Source organism: Pseudomonadaceae bacterium SI-3 (genome assembly GCA_004010935.1).
Lineage (GTDB): Bacteria > Pseudomonadota > Gammaproteobacteria > Pseudomonadales > Pseudomonadaceae > Stutzerimonas.
The window spans coordinates 4,306,492-4,322,756 of the sequence record CP026511.1 but is presented as its reverse complement, the minus strand read 5'-3'; the positions used below and the strand labels follow the sequence as shown (position 1 = coordinate 4,322,756).

The following is a 16,265-nucleotide window of genomic DNA, read 5'->3' as shown; positions in this document are numbered from 1 at the left end:
GCAGTTTATAGCGTCGGCCGTGTACCCTGAAGCCCAAAGCCTGTGTCGGTGCTAGCCGGGATCGTGGAATGTGCTGGGCGCGCCCGGTGCCAGAGCAACGCTGATTGCCGCGCGTGTCGCAATATCGATGCCTTCGGTAGCCACGTCGGCAAGAAAGTCGATCTGCTCCTTGGTGATGGTATAGGGCGGCAGGAAGTACACCACGCTGCCCAGCGGGCGTAACAATGCGCCACGTTGCAGAGCGTGCTGGTAGACCTTCAAGCCGCGGCGTTCTTGCCAGGGATAGGGAGTTTTGCTGGCTTTGTGCTGCACCATCTCGATGGCAACGGCCATGCCGGTCTGGCGCACCTCGGCCACGTTCGGGTGATCGCTCAGGTGTGCGGTGGCCTTGGCCATGCGGGTTGCCAACACTTTGTTGGCCTCTAGGATGTTGTCTTGCTCGAAGATGTCGAGGGTGGCCAACGCCGCCGCGCAGGCCAGGGGATTGCCGGTATAGGTGTGCGAATGAAGAAAGGCCCGTAAGGTCGAGTAATCGTCATAGAACGCCTGGTACAGCTTGTCGGTGGTCAGCACAGCGGCCATGGGCAGGTAGCCGCCGGTCAATGCCTTTGACAGACAAAGGAAGTCCGGTGTGATCCCGGCTTGCTCGCAGGCAAACATGGTGCCGGTGCGGCCGAAGCCTACCGCAATCTCATCATGGATGAGATGCACCTCGTACCGGTCACAGGCCTCTCGTAGCAGCTTGAGGTAGATCGGGTGGTACATGCGCATGCCGCCTGCACCCTGGATCAGGGGCTCGACGATCACTGCCGCAATGTCGTCATGGTGCTCGGCCAGGGTTTGCTCCATATGGGCGAACATGGTGCGCGAATGATCTTCCCAGCTCACGCCTTCTGGACGCAGGTAGCAATCCGGGCTCGGTACCTTAAACGTGTCCAGCAAGAGCGGCTTGTAGGTGTCGGTGAACAGCGCCACATCGCCTACCGACATGGCTGCGACCGTTTCGCCGTGGTAGCTGTTGGTCAGGGTGACGAACCGCTGCTTGCCTGGGCGTCCGATATTGCGCCAGTAGTGGAAGCTCATCTTCAGCGCGACTTCAATGCCGGTCGATCCATTATCGGTGTAGAACACCCGATCGAGCCCGGCAGGAGTGATGTTGACCAGCCGCTCCGACAGTTCGACCACCGGCTGGTGGCTGAAGCCGGCAAGCATGACGTGTTCGAGCTGATCGAGCTGGTCTTTGATGCGTTGGTTGATGCGCGGGTTGGCGTGTCCGAATACATTGACCCACCAGGAGCTGACGGCGTCCAGATAGCGTTTCCCATCGAAATCCTCAAGCCACACGCCCTCGCCGCGCCGGATCGGAATCAGAGGAAGCTGCTCGTGATCTTTCATCTGAGTGCAGGGGTGCCAGAGCACGGACAGGTCACGCTGCATCCAGCTGTCATTCAGGCTCATCGTTGCTCCTTGGTATAGACATCGGCGCAGCCTAGCAGAAACCGCGCGGCGGTCCGTTCAACGAAAGCGGACCTATCTACCGGGCCGATATTTTGAAACGAAAAAATGCGATTCATTTCGATCTGTTAGCCGTTAGGCTAAGCGCGTCAATCAGTTCGGGACTTAGCAATGCAATGGCGAAACTCTTCCACTAACTACGGTCTGGTCAGCATCACGATGCACTGGCTGGTAGCGGTTGCCGTAGTCGGCCTGTTTGCGCTGGGTTATTGGATGGTCGGGCTGACCTATTACAGCAGCTGGTACCGCACGGCGCCGGACATCCACAAAAGTATCGGCTTGCTCTTGCTGGCCCTGATGATTCTGCGCGTCACCTGGCGCTTCCTTAGCAGCGGCCCAGCGCCACTTGCTAGCCACGGCCGATTGACGCGGTTGGCGACCAAGGCGGGTCACGGCGTGCTCTACCTTGGGCTGTTCGCAGTGATGATTTCGGGCTACCTCATTTCCACGGCAGACGGCCGCAGCATCAGCGTGTTCGGCTGGTTCGAAGTGCCTGCGCTGATCACCTCGATTCCGGATCAGGAAGACATAGCCGGACTGATCCACGAATACCTCGCCTGGGGACTGGTGATTTTCTCCGGTCTGCATGCCCTGGCGGCTCTGAAGCACCATTTCATCGATCGCGATCCGACGCTCAAGCGAATGTTCGGACGCGCCGATGCCTGACAAACCTCGAAAGGAGTATTCCATGTTGAAGAAAAGCTTCGCTGCACTGGCCCTGGGCTCGATGATGCTTGCTGGCCAGGCGTTTGCCGCTGACTACGCGATCGACACCAAAGGCCAGCACGCCTTCGTTAACTTCAAGATCAGCCACCTGGGTTATAGCTGGCTTTGGGGCTCCTTCAGGGAGTTCGACGGCAGCTTCAGCTTCGATGCCGCGAAGCCTGAAGCAAGCAGCGTGAAGGTAACGCTGAAGACGGACAGCGTCTTTTCCAACCATGCCGAGCGTGACAAGCATCTGCGCAGCGAGGATTTCCTGAACGTCTCTGAGCACCCAACGGCGACATTCGAGTCCACCTCGGTCAAGCCGACGGGTGACGGTACTGCAGATATCACGGGCGATCTGACCCTAAACGGCGTCACCAAGCCGGTGGTCATTGCGGCCAAGTTCCTCGGTGAAGGCAAGGACCCATGGGGCGGCTACCGTGCAGGCTTTGAAGGCACGACGACGCTCAAGTTGAAAGACTTCGATATCAAAATGGATCTTGGACCGGCTTCGCAGTCAGTTGATCTGATCATCTCGGTCGAAGGCATTCGCCAGTAATCGACAATAGTCACCAGGCGCCGGCGTAAGCCGGCGTTCTGCTTTTTGTGCGGTCGTCAGGGCCGCGTACAGGCATCTTGCAGGCGTTGCTTGGCAGCATCGGTATCGGCGCGATAGCCCGTCGGAGACGCAATCGCCTGTTTACAAACAATACTGCATGTAAGTATATTCGCCGCATTCTGCCATTCGAGTCTGCCCAGGCTGTTCTGCTCTAGGGCCATTTGTTCAATGAGGTCACTCCCGATGCTGATCAAACCAGCCAGTGCTGTTCTGATTCCACTTTTCGTCGCCGTAGCACTGCTCAGCGGTTGTCAGGACGAACAAGCGGCGGCGCCGGCGGGGAAGCCGGCCCCTCAGGTTGGCATCGTGACACTCGGAGCTGAGCCGTTCGAACTGACAACGGAGCTGCCGGGCCGAACCACAGCCTTCCGCGTTGCTGAGGTCCGGCCGCAGGTCAGCGGTATCATTCAGAAGCGCCTGTTCACAGAAGGGAGTGAAGTAAAGAAGGGTCAGCAGCTCTATCAGATCGATCCGGCCGTATACGAGGCCACCCTGAAAAGTGCTCAGGCGCGGCTGGCGTCGGCCAAGTCGCTGTCTGATCGCTATGCGCTGCTGGTCAAGGAACAGGCGGTGAGCCAGCAAGCCCATGATGAGGCTCGGGCTGCGTCTCTGCAGGCCCAGGCTGAGCTGGAACGGGCAAAAATCGATGTTCGCTATACCAAAGTACTTGCGCCCATCTCCGGGCGTATAGGCCGCTCCGCGGTGACCGAAGGGGCGTTGGTCAGCAATGGCCAGGCGCAGGAGTTGGCGACCATCCAGCAGCTCGATCCGATCTATGTCGATGTGACCCAGCCGGTGCAGGACTTGATTGCCCTGCGGCGCGACCTGGAAAGCGGCCGGCTGCAGCAGGCCGGGGACAGCGCGGCCAAGGCCCGGCTGATCTTGCCGGACGGCTCCGAATATCCGCATGACGGTACGCTGGAAGTCTCCGAAGTGTCGGTCGACGAAGGCACGGGTTCGGTCACCATACGCGCCAAGTTTCCGAATCCTGAGAAAGAGCTGCTGCCTGGCATGTTCGTTCACGCGCGCTTGCCGGCCGGTGTTCGAGAGCAGGCATTGCTGGTGCCTCAACAGGGCGTTACCCGTGACGCTCGTGGTGAGCCGACCGCGATGGTTGTAGGCGCCGACAACAAGGTCGAACTACGCCAGATCAAGACCGAGCGTGCAGTCGGCAATCGCTGGCTGGTGAGCGAAGGCTTGCAGCCAGGTGATCGCGTGATTACCGAAGGGCTGCAGTTCATTCGCCCAGGTGTCGAGGTCAATGCGCAGCCAGCCGGTAACGTCAAGCAGGCCGGGCAGAGCAATGGCCAGGCTGGCGCAGCCGCCGCTGGCCAAGAGGGATAATCAGACATGTCCAAGTTCTTCATCGACCGGCCCATCTTTGCCTGGGTGATTGCCCTGGTGCTGATGCTTGCCGGAGCGTTGGCAGTCCTCAAACTGCCAGTCAACCAGTACCCGAGCATCGCACCGCCGAACGTGTCGATTTCGGTCAACTATCCGGGCGCTTCGGCGCGAACGGTTCAGGACACCGTCGTCCAGGTCATCGAGCAGCAGCTCAATGGCCTCGATGGTCTGCGTTACATCTCATCGGAAAGTAACTCCGATGGCAGCATGACGATCAACGTGACATTCGAGCAGGGCACCGACCCTGACATCGCGCAGGTACAGGTACAGAACAAACTGCAGCTCGCCACGCCCCTGCTACCGCAGGCGGTTCAGCAGCAGGGCATACGTGTGTCGAAGTCGGCGCGCAACTTCCTGATGGTGGTGGCGCTGGTGTCCAAGGACGGACAGCAGAGCAACTTCGACCTGGCCAACTACATCGTGGCCAATGTGCAGGATCCGATCTCCCGTACGCCAGGTGTCGGTGACTTCCAGGTGTTCGGCGCCCAGTATGCGATGCGGATCTGGTTAGACCCGGCCAAACTGCAGCAGTACCAACTGACCGCAGTGGACGTCCGGTCTGCGATCCAGGAGCAGAACGTCCAGGTTTCATCCGGTCAGCTTGGTGGTTTGCCGGCGGTGGAAACCCAGCAGCTCAACGCCACGATCATTGGCAAGACCCGTCTGGAGACGCCGGAGCAGTTCGAGAAGATCTTGCTGAAGGTCAACGCCGATGGATCACAGGTGCGCCTGCGTGACGTGGCCAAGGTCGAGCTCGGTGCCGAAAGCTATGCAATTCGCGCCGAGTACAACGGCCGGCCTGCAGCAGGTTTGGGGATACGCCTGGCGGCGGGTGGCAACGCGCTTGATACCGCGACAGCGGTCCGTCAGACGATCTCCGAGCTGGAGCCTTTCTTCCCGCCTGGCGTCGAGGTGGTTTACCCCTACGACACCACACCGGTCATCTCGGCCTCCATCGAAGGCGTAGTGCATACCTTGATCGAAGCCTTCGTGCTGGTGTTCCTGGTGATGTTCCTATTCCTGCAGAACCTGCGGGCAACGCTGATCCCGACGTTGGCTGTGCCAGTGGTGATCCTCGGCACTTTTGCGATCCTGCTGACGTTTGGATACAGCATCAACACGCTCACCATGTTCGCCATGATTCTGGCGATCGGTCTGCTGGTGGACGATGCCATCGTGGTGGTGGAGAACGTCGAACGGGTGATGCGCGAGGAGGGGCTTTCGGCGCGGGAAGCGACGCGCAAGTCGATGGGTCAGATCCAGGGCGCGCTGGTAGGCATCGGTGTGGTGCTTTCCGCTGTACTGTTGCCGATGGCGTTTTTCGGTGGCTCTACCGGGGTTATCTATCGTCAGTTCTCCATCACCATCGTCTCGGCCATGGTGCTCTCAGTCTTGGTCGCGCTGATTTTCACGCCAGCGCTGTGCGCCACCATCCTCAAACCGCATAGCGGCGATCATGAGGGCAAACGCGGTTTCTTCGGCTGGTTCAACCGCACCTTCGAGCGCGGCACCCTGCGCTACGAGCGTGGTGTGAAAGCTGTGTTGCGGCGCAAGGCGCCCTATCTGCTGATGTATCTGCTCATTGTCGGCATCATGATCTGGATGTTCACCCGCATTCCCACTGCCTTTCTTCCCGAGGAAGATCAGGGTGTGCTGTTCGCCCAGGTGCAGACGCCTGCCGGTTCGACCGCGAGCCGCACCCAGGAGGTTGTCGAACAGATGCGGGATTATCTGCTGACCGAGGAAAGCGAGACGGTCAATTCGGTGTTCACCATTACCGGCTTCAACTTCGCGGGCCGCGGCCAGAGTTCAGGCATGGCCTTCATTATGCTCAAGCCATGGGAAGAACGGACCGAGCCCGGGCAGGGTGTCTTCGAGCTGGCTGAGCGTGCCCAGGGGTACTTCTTCAGTCTTCGCGATGCCATGGTGTTCGCCTTCGCGCCGCCTGCGGTGATGGAGTTGGGCAACGCCACCGGGTTCGACGTATATCTGCAGGACCAGGCCGGGCTCGGCCATGATGCACTGAGCAAGGCGCGTGACCAGTTCATGCAGCTGGCCGCAGAGGACCCAGCGCTCACCGGCGTTCGTTTCAACGGGATGCGCGACGAACCGCAGTATCGGCTGATCATCGACGACGAAAAGGCACGTGCTCTTCAGGTTTCCCTTGCCGCGATCAACGACTCCCTATCGATTGCGTGGGGCTCGAGTTACGTCAATGACTTCATCGATCGGGGTCGGGTCAAGCGCGTCTACATGCAGGGCGAACCCACTTCACGGATGAACCCGGAGGATCTCGGCAAATGGTATGTGCGCAACGCCGCAGGCGAGATGGTGCCCTTCACCGCATTCGCCACCGGTGAGTGGACGTATGGCCCGCCTAAGCTGACTCGTTTCAATGGCGTGCCGGCGATGGAAATTCTGGGAGCGGCTGCACCAGGCTACAGCTCCGGCGAGGCTATGGCTGCGGTCGAGCGGATCGCCGCGCAGTTGCCGGCTGGCATTGGGTTCTCATGGACTGGCCAGTCCTATGAAGAGCGTTTGTCGGGATCGCAGGCGCCGGCACTGTATGCCCTGTCGCTGCTGGTGGTATTCCTCGCGCTTGCGGCCCTGTACGAGAGTTGGTCGGTTCCGCTCTCGGTCATGCTCGTTGTGCCGCTGGGTATTGTTGGCGCACTGGCGTTCACCATGGGGCGCGGGTTGTCGAATGACGTCTTCTTCCAGGTCGGTCTGCTGACCACCGTAGGCTTGTCGGCGCGTAACGCAATCCTGATCGTCGAGTTCGCCAAGACCTTGCACGAGCAGGGCATGACACTAACCGAGGCGGCGATCGAAGCCTGCCGCATTCGTTTACGTCCTATCATCATGACCTCACTGGCATTCATGCTTGGCGTACTTCCGCTGGCGATCTCCAGCGGGGCGGGTGCCGGCAGCAAACATGCGATCGGTACAGGTGTGATCGGCGGCATGCTCAGCGCCATGCTGTTGGCGATCTTCTGGGTGCCGCTGTTCTATGTGCTGGTGTCTTCGCTGGGTAAGCGCAAAAAGACTGTGGGCGACGAGCAAAACGGAGAGGCGCAATGAACAAGTCAGTACTGAGCCTGGCGCTGATGGCAGCGCTAAGCGGTTGCTCGTTAATGCCTGATTACCAGCGCCCCGACGCACCAACGCCTGAGTCCTGGCCCGAGGGCGAGGCTTACATCGGCTCTGCCAGTGCGGTGAAAGGGCGGCAGATGGAGATGGAGTGGCAGGCCTTCTTCAGGGATCCCGCGCTGCGTGAGTTGATACGCGTGGCCCTGGAGAACAACCGCGACCTTCGGGTTGCGGCGCTAAATGTCGATGCGTATCGCGCGCTCTACCGTGTTCAGCGGGCCGATCTGCTGCCGCTGGTAAGTGGCGACGCGGCCGGCAGTCGTACTCGAACGCCTGGAGATCTGAACCAGACCGGCGACGGTGCCATCAGCAGCCAGTACAGCGCGACGCTCGGTGTCTCGTGGGAACTGGACTTGTTCGGGCGCCTGGGTAGTCTGCGTGAACAGGCGCTACAGCAGTATTTCGCCACCGAGGCAGCACAGCGGAGCACCCGGATCAGTCTGATCGCGAGCGTTGCCAATGCCTGGCTGACCTTGCAGGCCGATCAGGCTCTGTTGCAGGTGAGTCGTGACACGCTGAACGCCTATGAGGAAAGCCTCTCACTTACTCGGCGCAGCTTCGATGTCGGCGTAGCCTCGGCGCTCGAGTTGAGCCAGGCGCGCAGCGCGGTCGATACCGCACGAGTGGGGATCGAGCGTTATACCCGCCAGGTTGCCCAAGACCGCAACGCCCTCACGCTGCTGCTTGGCCAGAGCGTTCCGTTGAACTTGCCGGCCGATGGTCGGCTGGAGCGCGACCTGCTGGCCACGGTTCCGGTGGGGCTACCGTCGGACTTGCTCTATAAGCGTCCGGACATCATTCAAGCTGAATATCAGCTACGCGCTGCCAACGCGAATATCGGGGCGGCGAGGGCAGCGTTCTTTCCGCGTATCAGCCTCACTGGCGCGGTAGGTACCGCGAGCAGTGAGCTGTCCGGGCTGTTCGATGGTGGTTCCAGCTACTGGAACTTTTCTCCGAGTATCAGTGTGCCGATCTTCAATGCCGGGCAGCTGCGTGCCAACCTCGACTACGCCGAGATCAGCCGCAACATCCAGGTGGCTCAGTATGAACAGGCAATCCAGACGGCGTTCCGTGAGGTGGCGGACGGGCTGGCGGCCCAGGCGACCTATGTTCGCCAGTTGCAGGCTCAGCGTGACTTGTTGGAGACCAGCGAAGACTACTATCGTCTCGCCGAGAGGCGTTACCGGACGGGCGTAGACAGCTACCTGACGTTGCTCGATGCACAGCGTCAGCTATTCGAAGTGCAGCAGCAGTACATCAGTGACCGTCTGGCACAGATGATCAGTGAAGTCGAGTTGTTCAAGGCGTTGGGCGGCGGTTGGGATGCTAACGCCGAGGCTATCCCAGGGTCGGGTTGAGTCTGTCTCGCGACGCTTGCCGTCGGTCGATGGTGTGATTACCGAGCTAACGCTCAAACAAAAACGCCGCCTTTGAGGGCGGCGTTTTTATTCGTGCTGCGTTTCAGCGATTGCGGGTCAGCAATGCTGGCTTCTCGCCGCGAGGCTTGGTCGGCAGTTGTTCCAATTGCTCAATGCTGGGCAGTCGGTCCAGTTTCGACTCCTTGTGGATGATGACCGGCTGCTTTTCCTTCGGCTTCTCCGCAACGTCCCGGCGGGCACCACTGCTGTCACCGTCGATCCGACGCCCTTCGTTCTTGCGGCGTGGCTGCGCGCCACGTGCAGGCTGCCCTTGACGCTTGCCTTTACCTTGAGCGCCTGCACTGGCAGCGCCGTTGCGTGGGGCTGCCGCGGCACGTGGCTGGCTAGCCGGTTGAGCCGGCGCGCCGGGACGACGGCCACGTCCCTGCTTGTTCTGGTAGGGACTGACATAGTCGACGCTGTTGCCGAAGTTATCGACTTCGTCATCAAGAAATTCGTCCGGAGCGCGATCATTCGGTAGGCGAGGCGGACGGCTCACCGGAGCTGCAGCTGTCTGCTCTGCTGAGCCCTGAGCTGGACGCGCACTGCGCGGCTTGTTGCGCCCGCGACGGTTGCGGTCGCCCGCTTTCGGCTCGCTGGCTGCAGTTTCGGTGGTTTTGGCAGCGCGCTCGCCCCGAGGTTTGCGTTCACTGTTGCGAGCAGGACGTGGCTGGCGTGGCTCACGGACTTCCGGCTTCTCCGCTTCGATAGTGCTGGCGTCGAAGCCCAGCAAATCGCCGTCCGGAATCTTCTGCTTGGTCATCCGCTCGATGCCCTTGAGCAGCTTTTCCTCGTCAGGTGCGACCAGCGAAATCGCTTCACCGCTGCGGCCAGCCCGACCTGTACGCCCGATCCGGTGAACGTAGTCTTCCTCGACGTTCGGCAGCTCGAAGTTGACCACGTGAGGCAACTGGTCGATGTCCAGCCCGCGCGCGGCGATATCGGTGGCGACCAGGATACGTACCTGGTTGGCCTTGAAATCCGCCAGCGCCTTGGTACGCGCGTTCTGGCTCTTGTTACCGTGAATCGCGACTGCCGGCAGACCGTGCTTGTCGAGATACTCGGCAAGGCGGTTGGCACCGTGCTTGGTGCGGGTGAACACTAGGACCTGTTCCCAGGCGCCTTTGGTGATCAGATGGGCCAGCAGGGCGCGTTTGTGCGTGGATGGCAGACGAAAAACACGCTGCTCGATACGCTCGACGGTCGTGTTCGGCGGTGTGACCTGGATTTTCTCCGGCTCGTGCAGCAACTTGCTGGCGAGGTCGGTGATGTCCTTGGAAAAGGTCGCCGAGAACAGCAGGTTCTGGCGCTTGGTCGGCAGCTTGGCGAGGACCTTCTTGACGTCATGGATAAAGCCCATGTCGAGCATGCGGTCGGCTTCGTCGAGGACCAGAATCTCCACGTGGGAAAGGTCGACGGCTTTCTGGTTCGCCAAGTCGAGCAAGCGGCCCGGGCAGGCGACGAGCACGTCGAGGCCCTTTGCAATGGCTTGAACCTGCGGGTTCATGCCGACGCCTCCGAAGATCACCGCGCTTTTCAGCGGCAGGTCGCGGGCGTACAGCTTGAAGCTATCGTGTACCTGGGCGGCGAGCTCGCGTGTCGGCGTCAGCACCAGTACGCGCGGCTGGCGCGGACCGTGCCGGTGCTCGCGGTCAGGATGGCCGCCCGGGAAAAGAATTTCGAGTACGGGGAGGGCAAAGCCACCGGTCTTGCCGGTTCCCGTCTGTGCAGCGACCATCAGGTCGCGTCCTTGCAACACGGCGGGAATGGCCCGCTGTTGCACCGGTGTAGGCTGGGTGTAACCGGCGGCCTCGACGGCACCGGCCAAAGCCTCGGAGAGACCGAGGGAAGCAAAGGACATGAGTAATCCTGTCTTGTGTAGGGCGTTGCCCTGGGATGGTCATGCCTGGCTCGAATCGCGACTGGCGTGCGATCCCGTCCGGTCCTGCCGCATCTCTACGATAACGACATCCGGGCGTAAGCCTGGCGGAAGCGCGGAGTATAACAGAGCCTGTTAACGCCGCATTGGTAGGACAGTGTGGCAGTTCGCAGGTTCATTGGCCAGCTCCCTGTTTCGCAGGGAGCTGGGCAGTTCAGCGAACCAGCTTCAAGTTTTCCCAGACGGCCAGGCTGGGTTCGGCCTGGTTCAGGGTGTAGAAGTGCAGCCCAGGCGCGCCACCGGCGAGCAATTTCTCGCACATCTCGGTGATCACTTGCGTGCCGAAAGCCTGGATGCTTTCCATGTCGTCGCCGTAGGCTTCCAGCTGCTTGCGCACCCAGCGCGGAATTTCCGCACCGCAGGCGTCGGAGAAGCGCGCCAGCTTGCTGTAGTTGGTGATCGGCATGATGCCCGGGACGATCGGCGTGTCCACACCCAGCTTGCGCACGCGCTCGACGAAGTAGAAGTAGCAGTCGGCGTTGAAGAAGTACTGGGTGATGGCGCTGTCAGCACCGGCCTTGGCCTTGCGCACGAAATTGGCCAGGTCATCTTCGAAATGGCGCGCCTGCGGATGCATCTCCGGATAAGCCGCGATTTCGATATGGAAATGATCGCCCGTTTCGGCGCGAATGAATTCCACCAGCTCATTGGCATAGCGCAGCTCCCCGCTGGCCATGCCCATGCCGGAGGGCAGGTCGCCGCGCAGGGCGACGATGCGCTGGATCCCGGCGTCCTTGTAGATGTTCAGCAGTTCGCGCAATTCAGCCTTAGTGTCGCCAACGCAGGACAGATGCGGCGCCGTGGAGACCTTCACTTCGCCGTCGAGCTGCAGCACGGTATTGAGGGTGCGATCACGCGTCGAACCGCCGGCACCGTAGGTGCAGGAGAAGAAGTCCGGTTTGTATTCGGCCAGGCGCCTGGCGGTGGCCAGAAGTTTTTCGTGCCCGGCGTCGGTCTTGGTCGGGAAGAACTCGAAGCTGAAGCTATGGCTACGTGTTTGTGACATGACAATTCCTTTCGGCGATCAGCCACACCGCGCTTGACCGAGCTGGCTCGTGCAAAGCGCTGGTGCGGCTCTGGCCGTTATTAGTAGCGGTAGCTATCCGGCTTGAACGGACCTTCGACTTCCACGCCAATGTACTCGGCCTGGGTCGGGGTCAGGCGGGTGATGACCCCACCGAAGCCCTTGACCATTTCGGCTGCAACTTCCTCGTCGAGCTTCTTCGGCAGCACCATCACGGTGACGTTCTTGGTCTTTTCGATAACCGGCAGGTCAGCGAACTTCTCGTTGAACAGGTGGATCTGCGCCAGCACCTGGTTGGCGAACGAACCATCCATGATCCGGCTCGGGTGGCCGGTTGCGTTGCCCAGGTTCACCAGACGGCCTTCGGCCAGCAGAATCAGGTAATCATCGTTATGCGCATCGAAGCTGCCCGGGCCGGTGCGGTGGATCTTGTGCACCTGCGGCTTGACCTCTTCCCACGCCCAGTTCTTGCGCATAAAGGCGGTATCGATCTCGTTGTCGAAGTGGCCGATGTTGCAGACCAGCGCGCGCTTCTTCAGCGCCTTGAGCATGCCGGCGTCGCATACGTTTGCGTTGCCGGTGGTGGTGACGATTAGATCGATTTTGCCCAGCAGGGCCGCGTCGATGCAGGCGTCGGTGCCGTCGTTGAGGCCGTCCTTGTAAGGAGACACCAGCTCATAGCCGTCCATGCACGCCTGCATGGCGCAGATCGGGTCGACTTCCGAAACCTTGACGATCATCCCTTCCTGACGCAGTGACTGGGCCGAGCCCTTACCTACGTCGCCGTAGCCGATTACCAGTGCCTGCTTGCCGGACAGCAAATGGTCGGTGGCGCGCTTGATGGCGTCGTTGAGGCTGTGGCGACAGCCGTACTTGTTGTCGTTCTTGCTCTTGGTGACCGAGTCGTTGACGTTGATCGCCGGGATCTTCAGGGTGCCTTTCTTCAGCATGTCCTGCAGGCGATGCACGCCGGTGGTGGTTTCCTCGGTGACACCATGTACGCGCTCGAGTACCTGGGGGTACTTGTCATGCAGTATCTGGGTCAAGTCGCCGCCGTCGTCGAGGATCATGTTGGCGTCCCACGGCTGGCCGTCCTTGAGGATGGTCTGCTCGATGCACCACTCGTACTCTTCCTCGGTTTCGCCTTTCCAGGCGAACACCGGAGTACCGGCTGCGGCGATGGCTGCGGCGGCTTGATCCTGAGTCGAGAAGATGTTGCAGCTAGACCAGCGGACTTCGGCGCCGAGGGCAGTCAGCGTCTCGATCAGCACGGCGGTCTGGATGGTCATATGAATGCAGCCGAGGATCTTCGCGCCCTGGAGCGGGAGTTCACCGGCGTACTTGTTGCGCAGGCCCATCAGGGCGGGCATTTCCGATTCGGCGATGATGATTTCGCGACGACCCCAGTCAGCCAGGGAAATGTCGGCGACCTTGAAATCGTTGAAACCGGCAGGCGTCATGACAGCGCTCATTAAAGAGTTCTCCATTCGTTTTGTGCGAATGGGCGCCGTTGATGCGTATGGTTAACGCCCTATCCGAGCCTGACAGACCCCCCTGAAGGTAAGCCTGCTGCAGCGCCCCTCGGACAGGTGGCGGGCACGGCCGAGCAGTGTCGGCGGTGTAGAGCTAGGCGATTATAGCCGTGACCGCGAGCAATCCCAAGCCCGGCGCAGTGCTCTCGGTCAGTGACCGCCGCTGCTGTCGCGCGTGCAGATTTGGCGGACCAGCCGACCGATGCTCAATCCCTGGACCAAAATCGAGAACAGCACGATGAGATAGGTGATGTTCAGCAGCAGATTGCGCTCGTCGCTGGCTGGCAGCGCCAGCACCAAAGCTACAGAAATGCCGCCTCGCAGCCCACCCCAGGTCAGGATGCGTACCGTTCCATTGGGCAGTGCGCGACCCATTTTTCGCAGCAGCAGCGCGGGCGGCCCGACGGACACCAGGCGCGTGCCCAGAATCAACAGTGTGATGCACAGTGCGATCAGCAGGTATTGCGCGCTGAAGGGCAGCAGCACCAATTCCATGCCGATCAGCACGAACAGCACCGCGTTGAGGATCTCGTCGAGCAGCTCCCAGAAATTGTCCAGGTTCTCCCGGGTATGATCCGACATCGCGTGGCGCCGCCCCTGGTTACCGATGATCAGGCCGGCCACCACCATCGCGATCGGACCGGAAAGGTGCAGATGGGTTGCCAGGGTGTAACCACCCAGGACCAGCGCCAGGGTCAGCAGGACCTCCACCTGGTATTGGTCGATGCTCTTGAGCAGGGCAAACGTCAATGCGCCGAGCAGCGCACCGAGCAGCATGCCGCCGCCGGCTTCCTCGACGAACAGCCAGACAGCCTCGCCCGCGCCCGGAGCCTCCCCCCGCGCTAGCACACCCAGGAGCACGGTGAAGACCACCACCGCGACCCCGTCATTGAACAGCGACTCACCGACGATGGTGGTTTCCAGCGCTTTTGGCGCGCCGGCCGAGCGCATGATGCCGAGCACGGCGATCGGGTCGGTCGGCGAGATCAGCGCGCCGAACAGCAGGCAGTAGATCAACGGCGGCTGCAAGCCGAACAGGTCGAGGATCCACCAGCTACCGAAGCCGATCACGGCAGTGGAGAACAGCACGCCCACGGTGGCCAGCAGACCTATCGCCCAACGGCGGGCGCGCAAGTCGGCCAGGTTGATGTGCAGTGCGCCGGCAAAGAGCAGAAACGACAACATCCCATCCATCAACAGATGGTTGAAGTCGATCCGGCCAACCAGGGTTTCGATCTGCGCTTCCAGCAGCGGCAGGCCCAGCATGGTCAAGCCATGAAGCAGCAGCGAAAACACCAGTGCCGTGGCCATTACGCCGATGGTGGGCGGCAAGCCGATGAAACGGTAGTTGAGGTAGGCGAGCAGTGCGGTGAGGCTGATGAAAATGGCCGAAAGTTCGAGCATGGGGTCCTCAGGGCAGCATCGATGGGCGAATGCAGAGTGGACTAGGGTTCGAGGCAAATGGTGCCAGGCGATTCGCGAACTCAGCCACGGCCTGAAGGGTCGAACGGTAAGGTTCGGTGAACCTCGCCGGGCGAGTGATCCTTTCAGGAGCTGCCAACATGAACCTCTTGTTTCGTTCTGTTCTGCTAGCCATTGCGGCCGGGTTGAGCCTGCCGGCTGCCGCCAATTCCTGCTACGTCAGCGCCGAAACCTCCGGCGCAGTGCCGCCGCCGGTGGCGACCGAAAAGTGTTTTCGCTACGAGGGCATGCAAGACAACAATATTGACTGGGTCTGTCAAAACAACGAGGCGGTGAAGAATTCTCGCCGGGAGATCCTCGAAAGTTGCCCATCCGGTCACTTCGGCGTCTGTACTGCCGCGTTGACGCCCGCGACGCTGGCCAACGAGCGCGCCACTGGCAGTCAGGCCACCAGCACGCCCGCGCCCACGACGGTGCCCGAGCAGGCTCGCATTGTCACCTTCTACTACAAGGCAACGGACCACGCCCAGGCCAAGGTCGACTGTGAAAGCGCGGGTGGTGAATGGTCGCAGTAGGCTTGTGACGTTTGGTGATACGGCCGGCAGGGGCGATAATCGCCGGCCGTTGTATTTCCGAGTGGTAGAACCATGAAGCTGTTGCCGTTGAGTGTGTCGCTGGTCGCCGTGTTGGCGCTGTTGGCTGGCTGTGATCGTATCGATCCCAACTCTCCGCTCGGCAAACGCAAGGCGATCTATCAGCAGATGCTCGACGTCAAAGAGGACCTGGGCGGCATGCTGCGCGGTCGCTTGCCGTTCGATCCAGAAGGCTTCACCAGCGGAGCGGCGAAGCTGGATCAGCTGTCCCGTCAGCCCTGGCAGCATTACCCGGAAGTGAAGGAAGCGCAGAGCGATGCGCGCGACGATGTATGGCAGCAGCAGGCGCGATTTAACCAGATGGCCCGAGAGCTAGAAGCCCGAACTGCCGCGCTCGTTGCCGCGACCACTCAGACGCCGGTGACGTCCGAAAGCGTCGCGCCGGCGTTTCAGCAGGTAGAAGACGCCTGCGAAGCGTGCCACAAGGAGTTCCGCGCTTATTGATCGAGGCGGTGCACCGATCAGCGCTTGGCTGCTTCCAGCTCCTTGCGGGCCTGATCCAGGCGTCGTTTGCTCACTTCGATCACCTGAGGATCGCCTGTTCCCAAGGCCTCGCGCAGCTGCGCTTCACGCGTCGTAGCCAGGCGCATCGCGCGTTCGATCTCGGCGTGGTTGGGTTGCAACGGGACCACGCCACTGCAGCGCTCGGTCAGGTGTTGCAGTTGAGCCTCTAGTAACGCGCGCTGGCTGCTATCGCCCTTCAGACGTGCGTCCTTGATTTGCTGGCTGATGCGCTCGCGCGGTTCGCTGCAGGTCGCGTCCGTCTCTGCCATGGCCATCGTTGGCACACTGCAACAGAGACAGATCAGCAGATACGCGAAGGGATTGTGCCGGCCGGTCATGCACAGGTCCTTTTTGTTGTTGTGATGTCATAAGACTGGAGT

Annotated in this window: 13 protein-coding genes and 1 riboswitch; of the genes, 7 read left to right on the top strand and 6 right to left on the bottom strand. The window is 60.9% G+C overall.

The genetic code is table 11. The features are described from left to right. Nucleotides 1-51 precede the first annotated feature (51 nt). Nucleotides 52-1,458 (bottom strand): adenosylmethionine--8-amino-7-oxononanoate transaminase, encoded by a 1,407-nt coding sequence (locus C1896_20130; GenBank protein ID AZZ47032.1) that lies wholly within the window; start codon nucleotides 1,456-1,458, stop codon nucleotides 52-54. Nucleotides 1,459-1,626: 168 nt separating this feature from the next. On the opposite strand from C1896_20130, the gene C1896_20125 reads away from it, so the two are divergent. From C1896_20125 to C1896_20105, 5 genes are all read left to right on the top strand, one after another. After that, nucleotides 1,627-2,181, top strand: coding sequence for a cytochrome b (locus tag C1896_20125; GenBank protein AZZ47031.1), 555 nt, complete (start codon nucleotides 1,627-1,629; stop codon nucleotides 2,179-2,181). Nucleotides 2,182-2,203: 22 nt separating this feature from the next. Continuing rightward, nucleotides 2,204-2,779, top strand: a complete 576-nt coding sequence (locus C1896_20120) for a hypothetical protein (protein AZZ47030.1) — start codon at nucleotides 2,204-2,206, stop codon at nucleotides 2,777-2,779. Nucleotides 2,780-3,022: 243 nt separating this feature from the next. After that, the gene (locus C1896_20115; protein ID AZZ47029.1) at nucleotides 3,023-4,183 is read left to right on the top strand and encodes an efflux RND transporter periplasmic adaptor subunit; all 1,161 of its coding nucleotides are present in this window, start codon (nucleotides 3,023-3,025) and stop codon (nucleotides 4,181-4,183) included. A gap of 6 nt (nucleotides 4,184-4,189) precedes the next feature. Continuing rightward, entirely contained in the window at nucleotides 4,190-7,324 is a 3,135-nt protein-coding gene (locus tag C1896_20110; GenBank protein AZZ47028.1) for a hydrophobe/amphiphile efflux-1 family RND transporter, read from the top strand. Then, the gene (locus C1896_20105) at nucleotides 7,321-8,751 is read left to right on the top strand and encodes a multidrug transporter (GenBank protein ID AZZ47027.1); all 1,431 of its coding nucleotides are present in this window, start codon (nucleotides 7,321-7,323) and stop codon (nucleotides 8,749-8,751) included. The genes C1896_20110 and C1896_20105 overlap by 4 nt, the downstream gene beginning before the upstream one ends. A 103-nt stretch (nucleotides 8,752-8,854) precedes the next feature. On the opposite strand, the gene C1896_20100 is transcribed toward C1896_20105, so the two are convergent. From C1896_20100 to C1896_20085, 4 genes are all read right to left on the bottom strand, one after another. Then, the gene (locus C1896_20100) at nucleotides 8,855-10,672 is read right to left on the bottom strand and encodes a DEAD/DEAH box helicase (GenBank protein AZZ47026.1); all 1,818 of its coding nucleotides are present in this window, start codon (nucleotides 10,670-10,672) and stop codon (nucleotides 8,855-8,857) included. 232 nt (nucleotides 10,673-10,904) lie between these two features. Further along, nucleotides 10,905-11,756, bottom strand: a complete 852-nt coding sequence (metF, locus tag C1896_20095) for a methylenetetrahydrofolate reductase [NAD(P)H] (GenBank protein AZZ47025.1) — start codon at nucleotides 11,754-11,756, stop codon at nucleotides 10,905-10,907. Between the two features lie 80 nt (nucleotides 11,757-11,836). Next, nucleotides 11,837-13,246, bottom strand: a complete 1,410-nt coding sequence (locus C1896_20090; protein AZZ47024.1) for an adenosylhomocysteinase — start codon at nucleotides 13,244-13,246, stop codon at nucleotides 11,837-11,839. Between the two features lie 23 nt (nucleotides 13,247-13,269). Continuing rightward, nucleotides 13,270-13,363, bottom strand: a riboswitch (S-adenosyl-L-homocysteine riboswitch). Nucleotides 13,364-13,456: 93 nt separating this feature from the next. Beyond that, nucleotides 13,457-14,710 (bottom strand): sodium:proton antiporter, encoded by a 1,254-nt coding sequence (locus C1896_20085; GenBank protein AZZ47023.1) that lies wholly within the window; start codon nucleotides 14,708-14,710, stop codon nucleotides 13,457-13,459. A 158-nt stretch (nucleotides 14,711-14,868) separates the two neighbouring features. Between C1896_20085 and C1896_20080 the strand changes: the two genes are divergently transcribed. Further along, complete coding sequence (locus C1896_20080; GenBank protein AZZ47022.1) at nucleotides 14,869-15,303, top strand: hypothetical protein; 435 nt, start codon at nucleotides 14,869-14,871, stop codon at nucleotides 15,301-15,303. A gap of 72 nt (nucleotides 15,304-15,375) precedes the next feature. Next, a complete protein-coding gene (locus tag C1896_20075; GenBank protein AZZ47021.1) occupies nucleotides 15,376-15,825 on the top strand; it encodes a cytochrome C in 450 nt (149 codons plus the stop codon). Nucleotides 15,826-15,842: 17 nt separating this feature from the next. On the opposite strand, the gene C1896_20070 is transcribed toward C1896_20075, so the two are convergent. Next, nucleotides 15,843-16,223: a hypothetical protein gene (locus C1896_20070; GenBank protein ID AZZ47020.1), complete on the bottom strand. Its 381-nt coding sequence runs from the start codon at nucleotides 16,221-16,223 to the stop codon at nucleotides 15,843-15,845. Nucleotides 16,224-16,265: the final 42 nt, after the last annotated feature.

Bases quoted from the DNA above. Each gene is read 5' to 3' on its own strand.
- C1896_20085 (AZZ47023.1), bottom strand. From the start codon at position 14,710: ATGCTCGAACTTTCGGCCATTTTCATCAGCCTCACCGCACTGCTCGCC.
- C1896_20070 (AZZ47020.1), bottom strand. From the start codon at position 16,223: ATGACCGGCCGGCACAATCCCTTCGCGTATCTGCTGATCTGTCTCTGT.
- C1896_20130 (AZZ47032.1), bottom strand. From the start codon at position 1,458: ATGAGCCTGAATGACAGCTGGATGCAGCGTGACCTGTCCGTGCTCTGG.
- C1896_20120 (AZZ47030.1), top strand. From the start codon at position 2,204: ATGTTGAAGAAAAGCTTCGCTGCACTGGCCCTGGGCTCGATGATGCTT.
- C1896_20115 (AZZ47029.1), top strand. From the start codon at position 3,023: ATGCTGATCAAACCAGCCAGTGCTGTTCTGATTCCACTTTTCGTCGCC.
- C1896_20080 (AZZ47022.1), top strand. From the start codon at position 14,869: ATGAACCTCTTGTTTCGTTCTGTTCTGCTAGCCATTGCGGCCGGGTTG.
- C1896_20100 (AZZ47026.1), bottom strand. From the start codon at position 10,672: ATGTCCTTTGCTTCCCTCGGTCTCTCCGAGGCTTTGGCCGGTGCCGTC.
- C1896_20075 (AZZ47021.1), top strand. From the start codon at position 15,376: ATGAAGCTGTTGCCGTTGAGTGTGTCGCTGGTCGCCGTGTTGGCGCTG.
- C1896_20105 (AZZ47027.1), top strand. From the start codon at position 7,321: ATGAACAAGTCAGTACTGAGCCTGGCGCTGATGGCAGCGCTAAGCGGT.
- C1896_20090 (AZZ47024.1), bottom strand. From the start codon at position 13,246: ATGAGCGCTGTCATGACGCCTGCCGGTTTCAACGATTTCAAGGTCGCC.
- C1896_20110 (AZZ47028.1), top strand. From the start codon at position 4,190: ATGTCCAAGTTCTTCATCGACCGGCCCATCTTTGCCTGGGTGATTGCC.
- C1896_20125 (AZZ47031.1), top strand. From the start codon at position 1,627: ATGCAATGGCGAAACTCTTCCACTAACTACGGTCTGGTCAGCATCACG.
- metF (AZZ47025.1), bottom strand. From the start codon at position 11,756: ATGTCACAAACACGTAGCCATAGCTTCAGCTTCGAGTTCTTCCCGACC.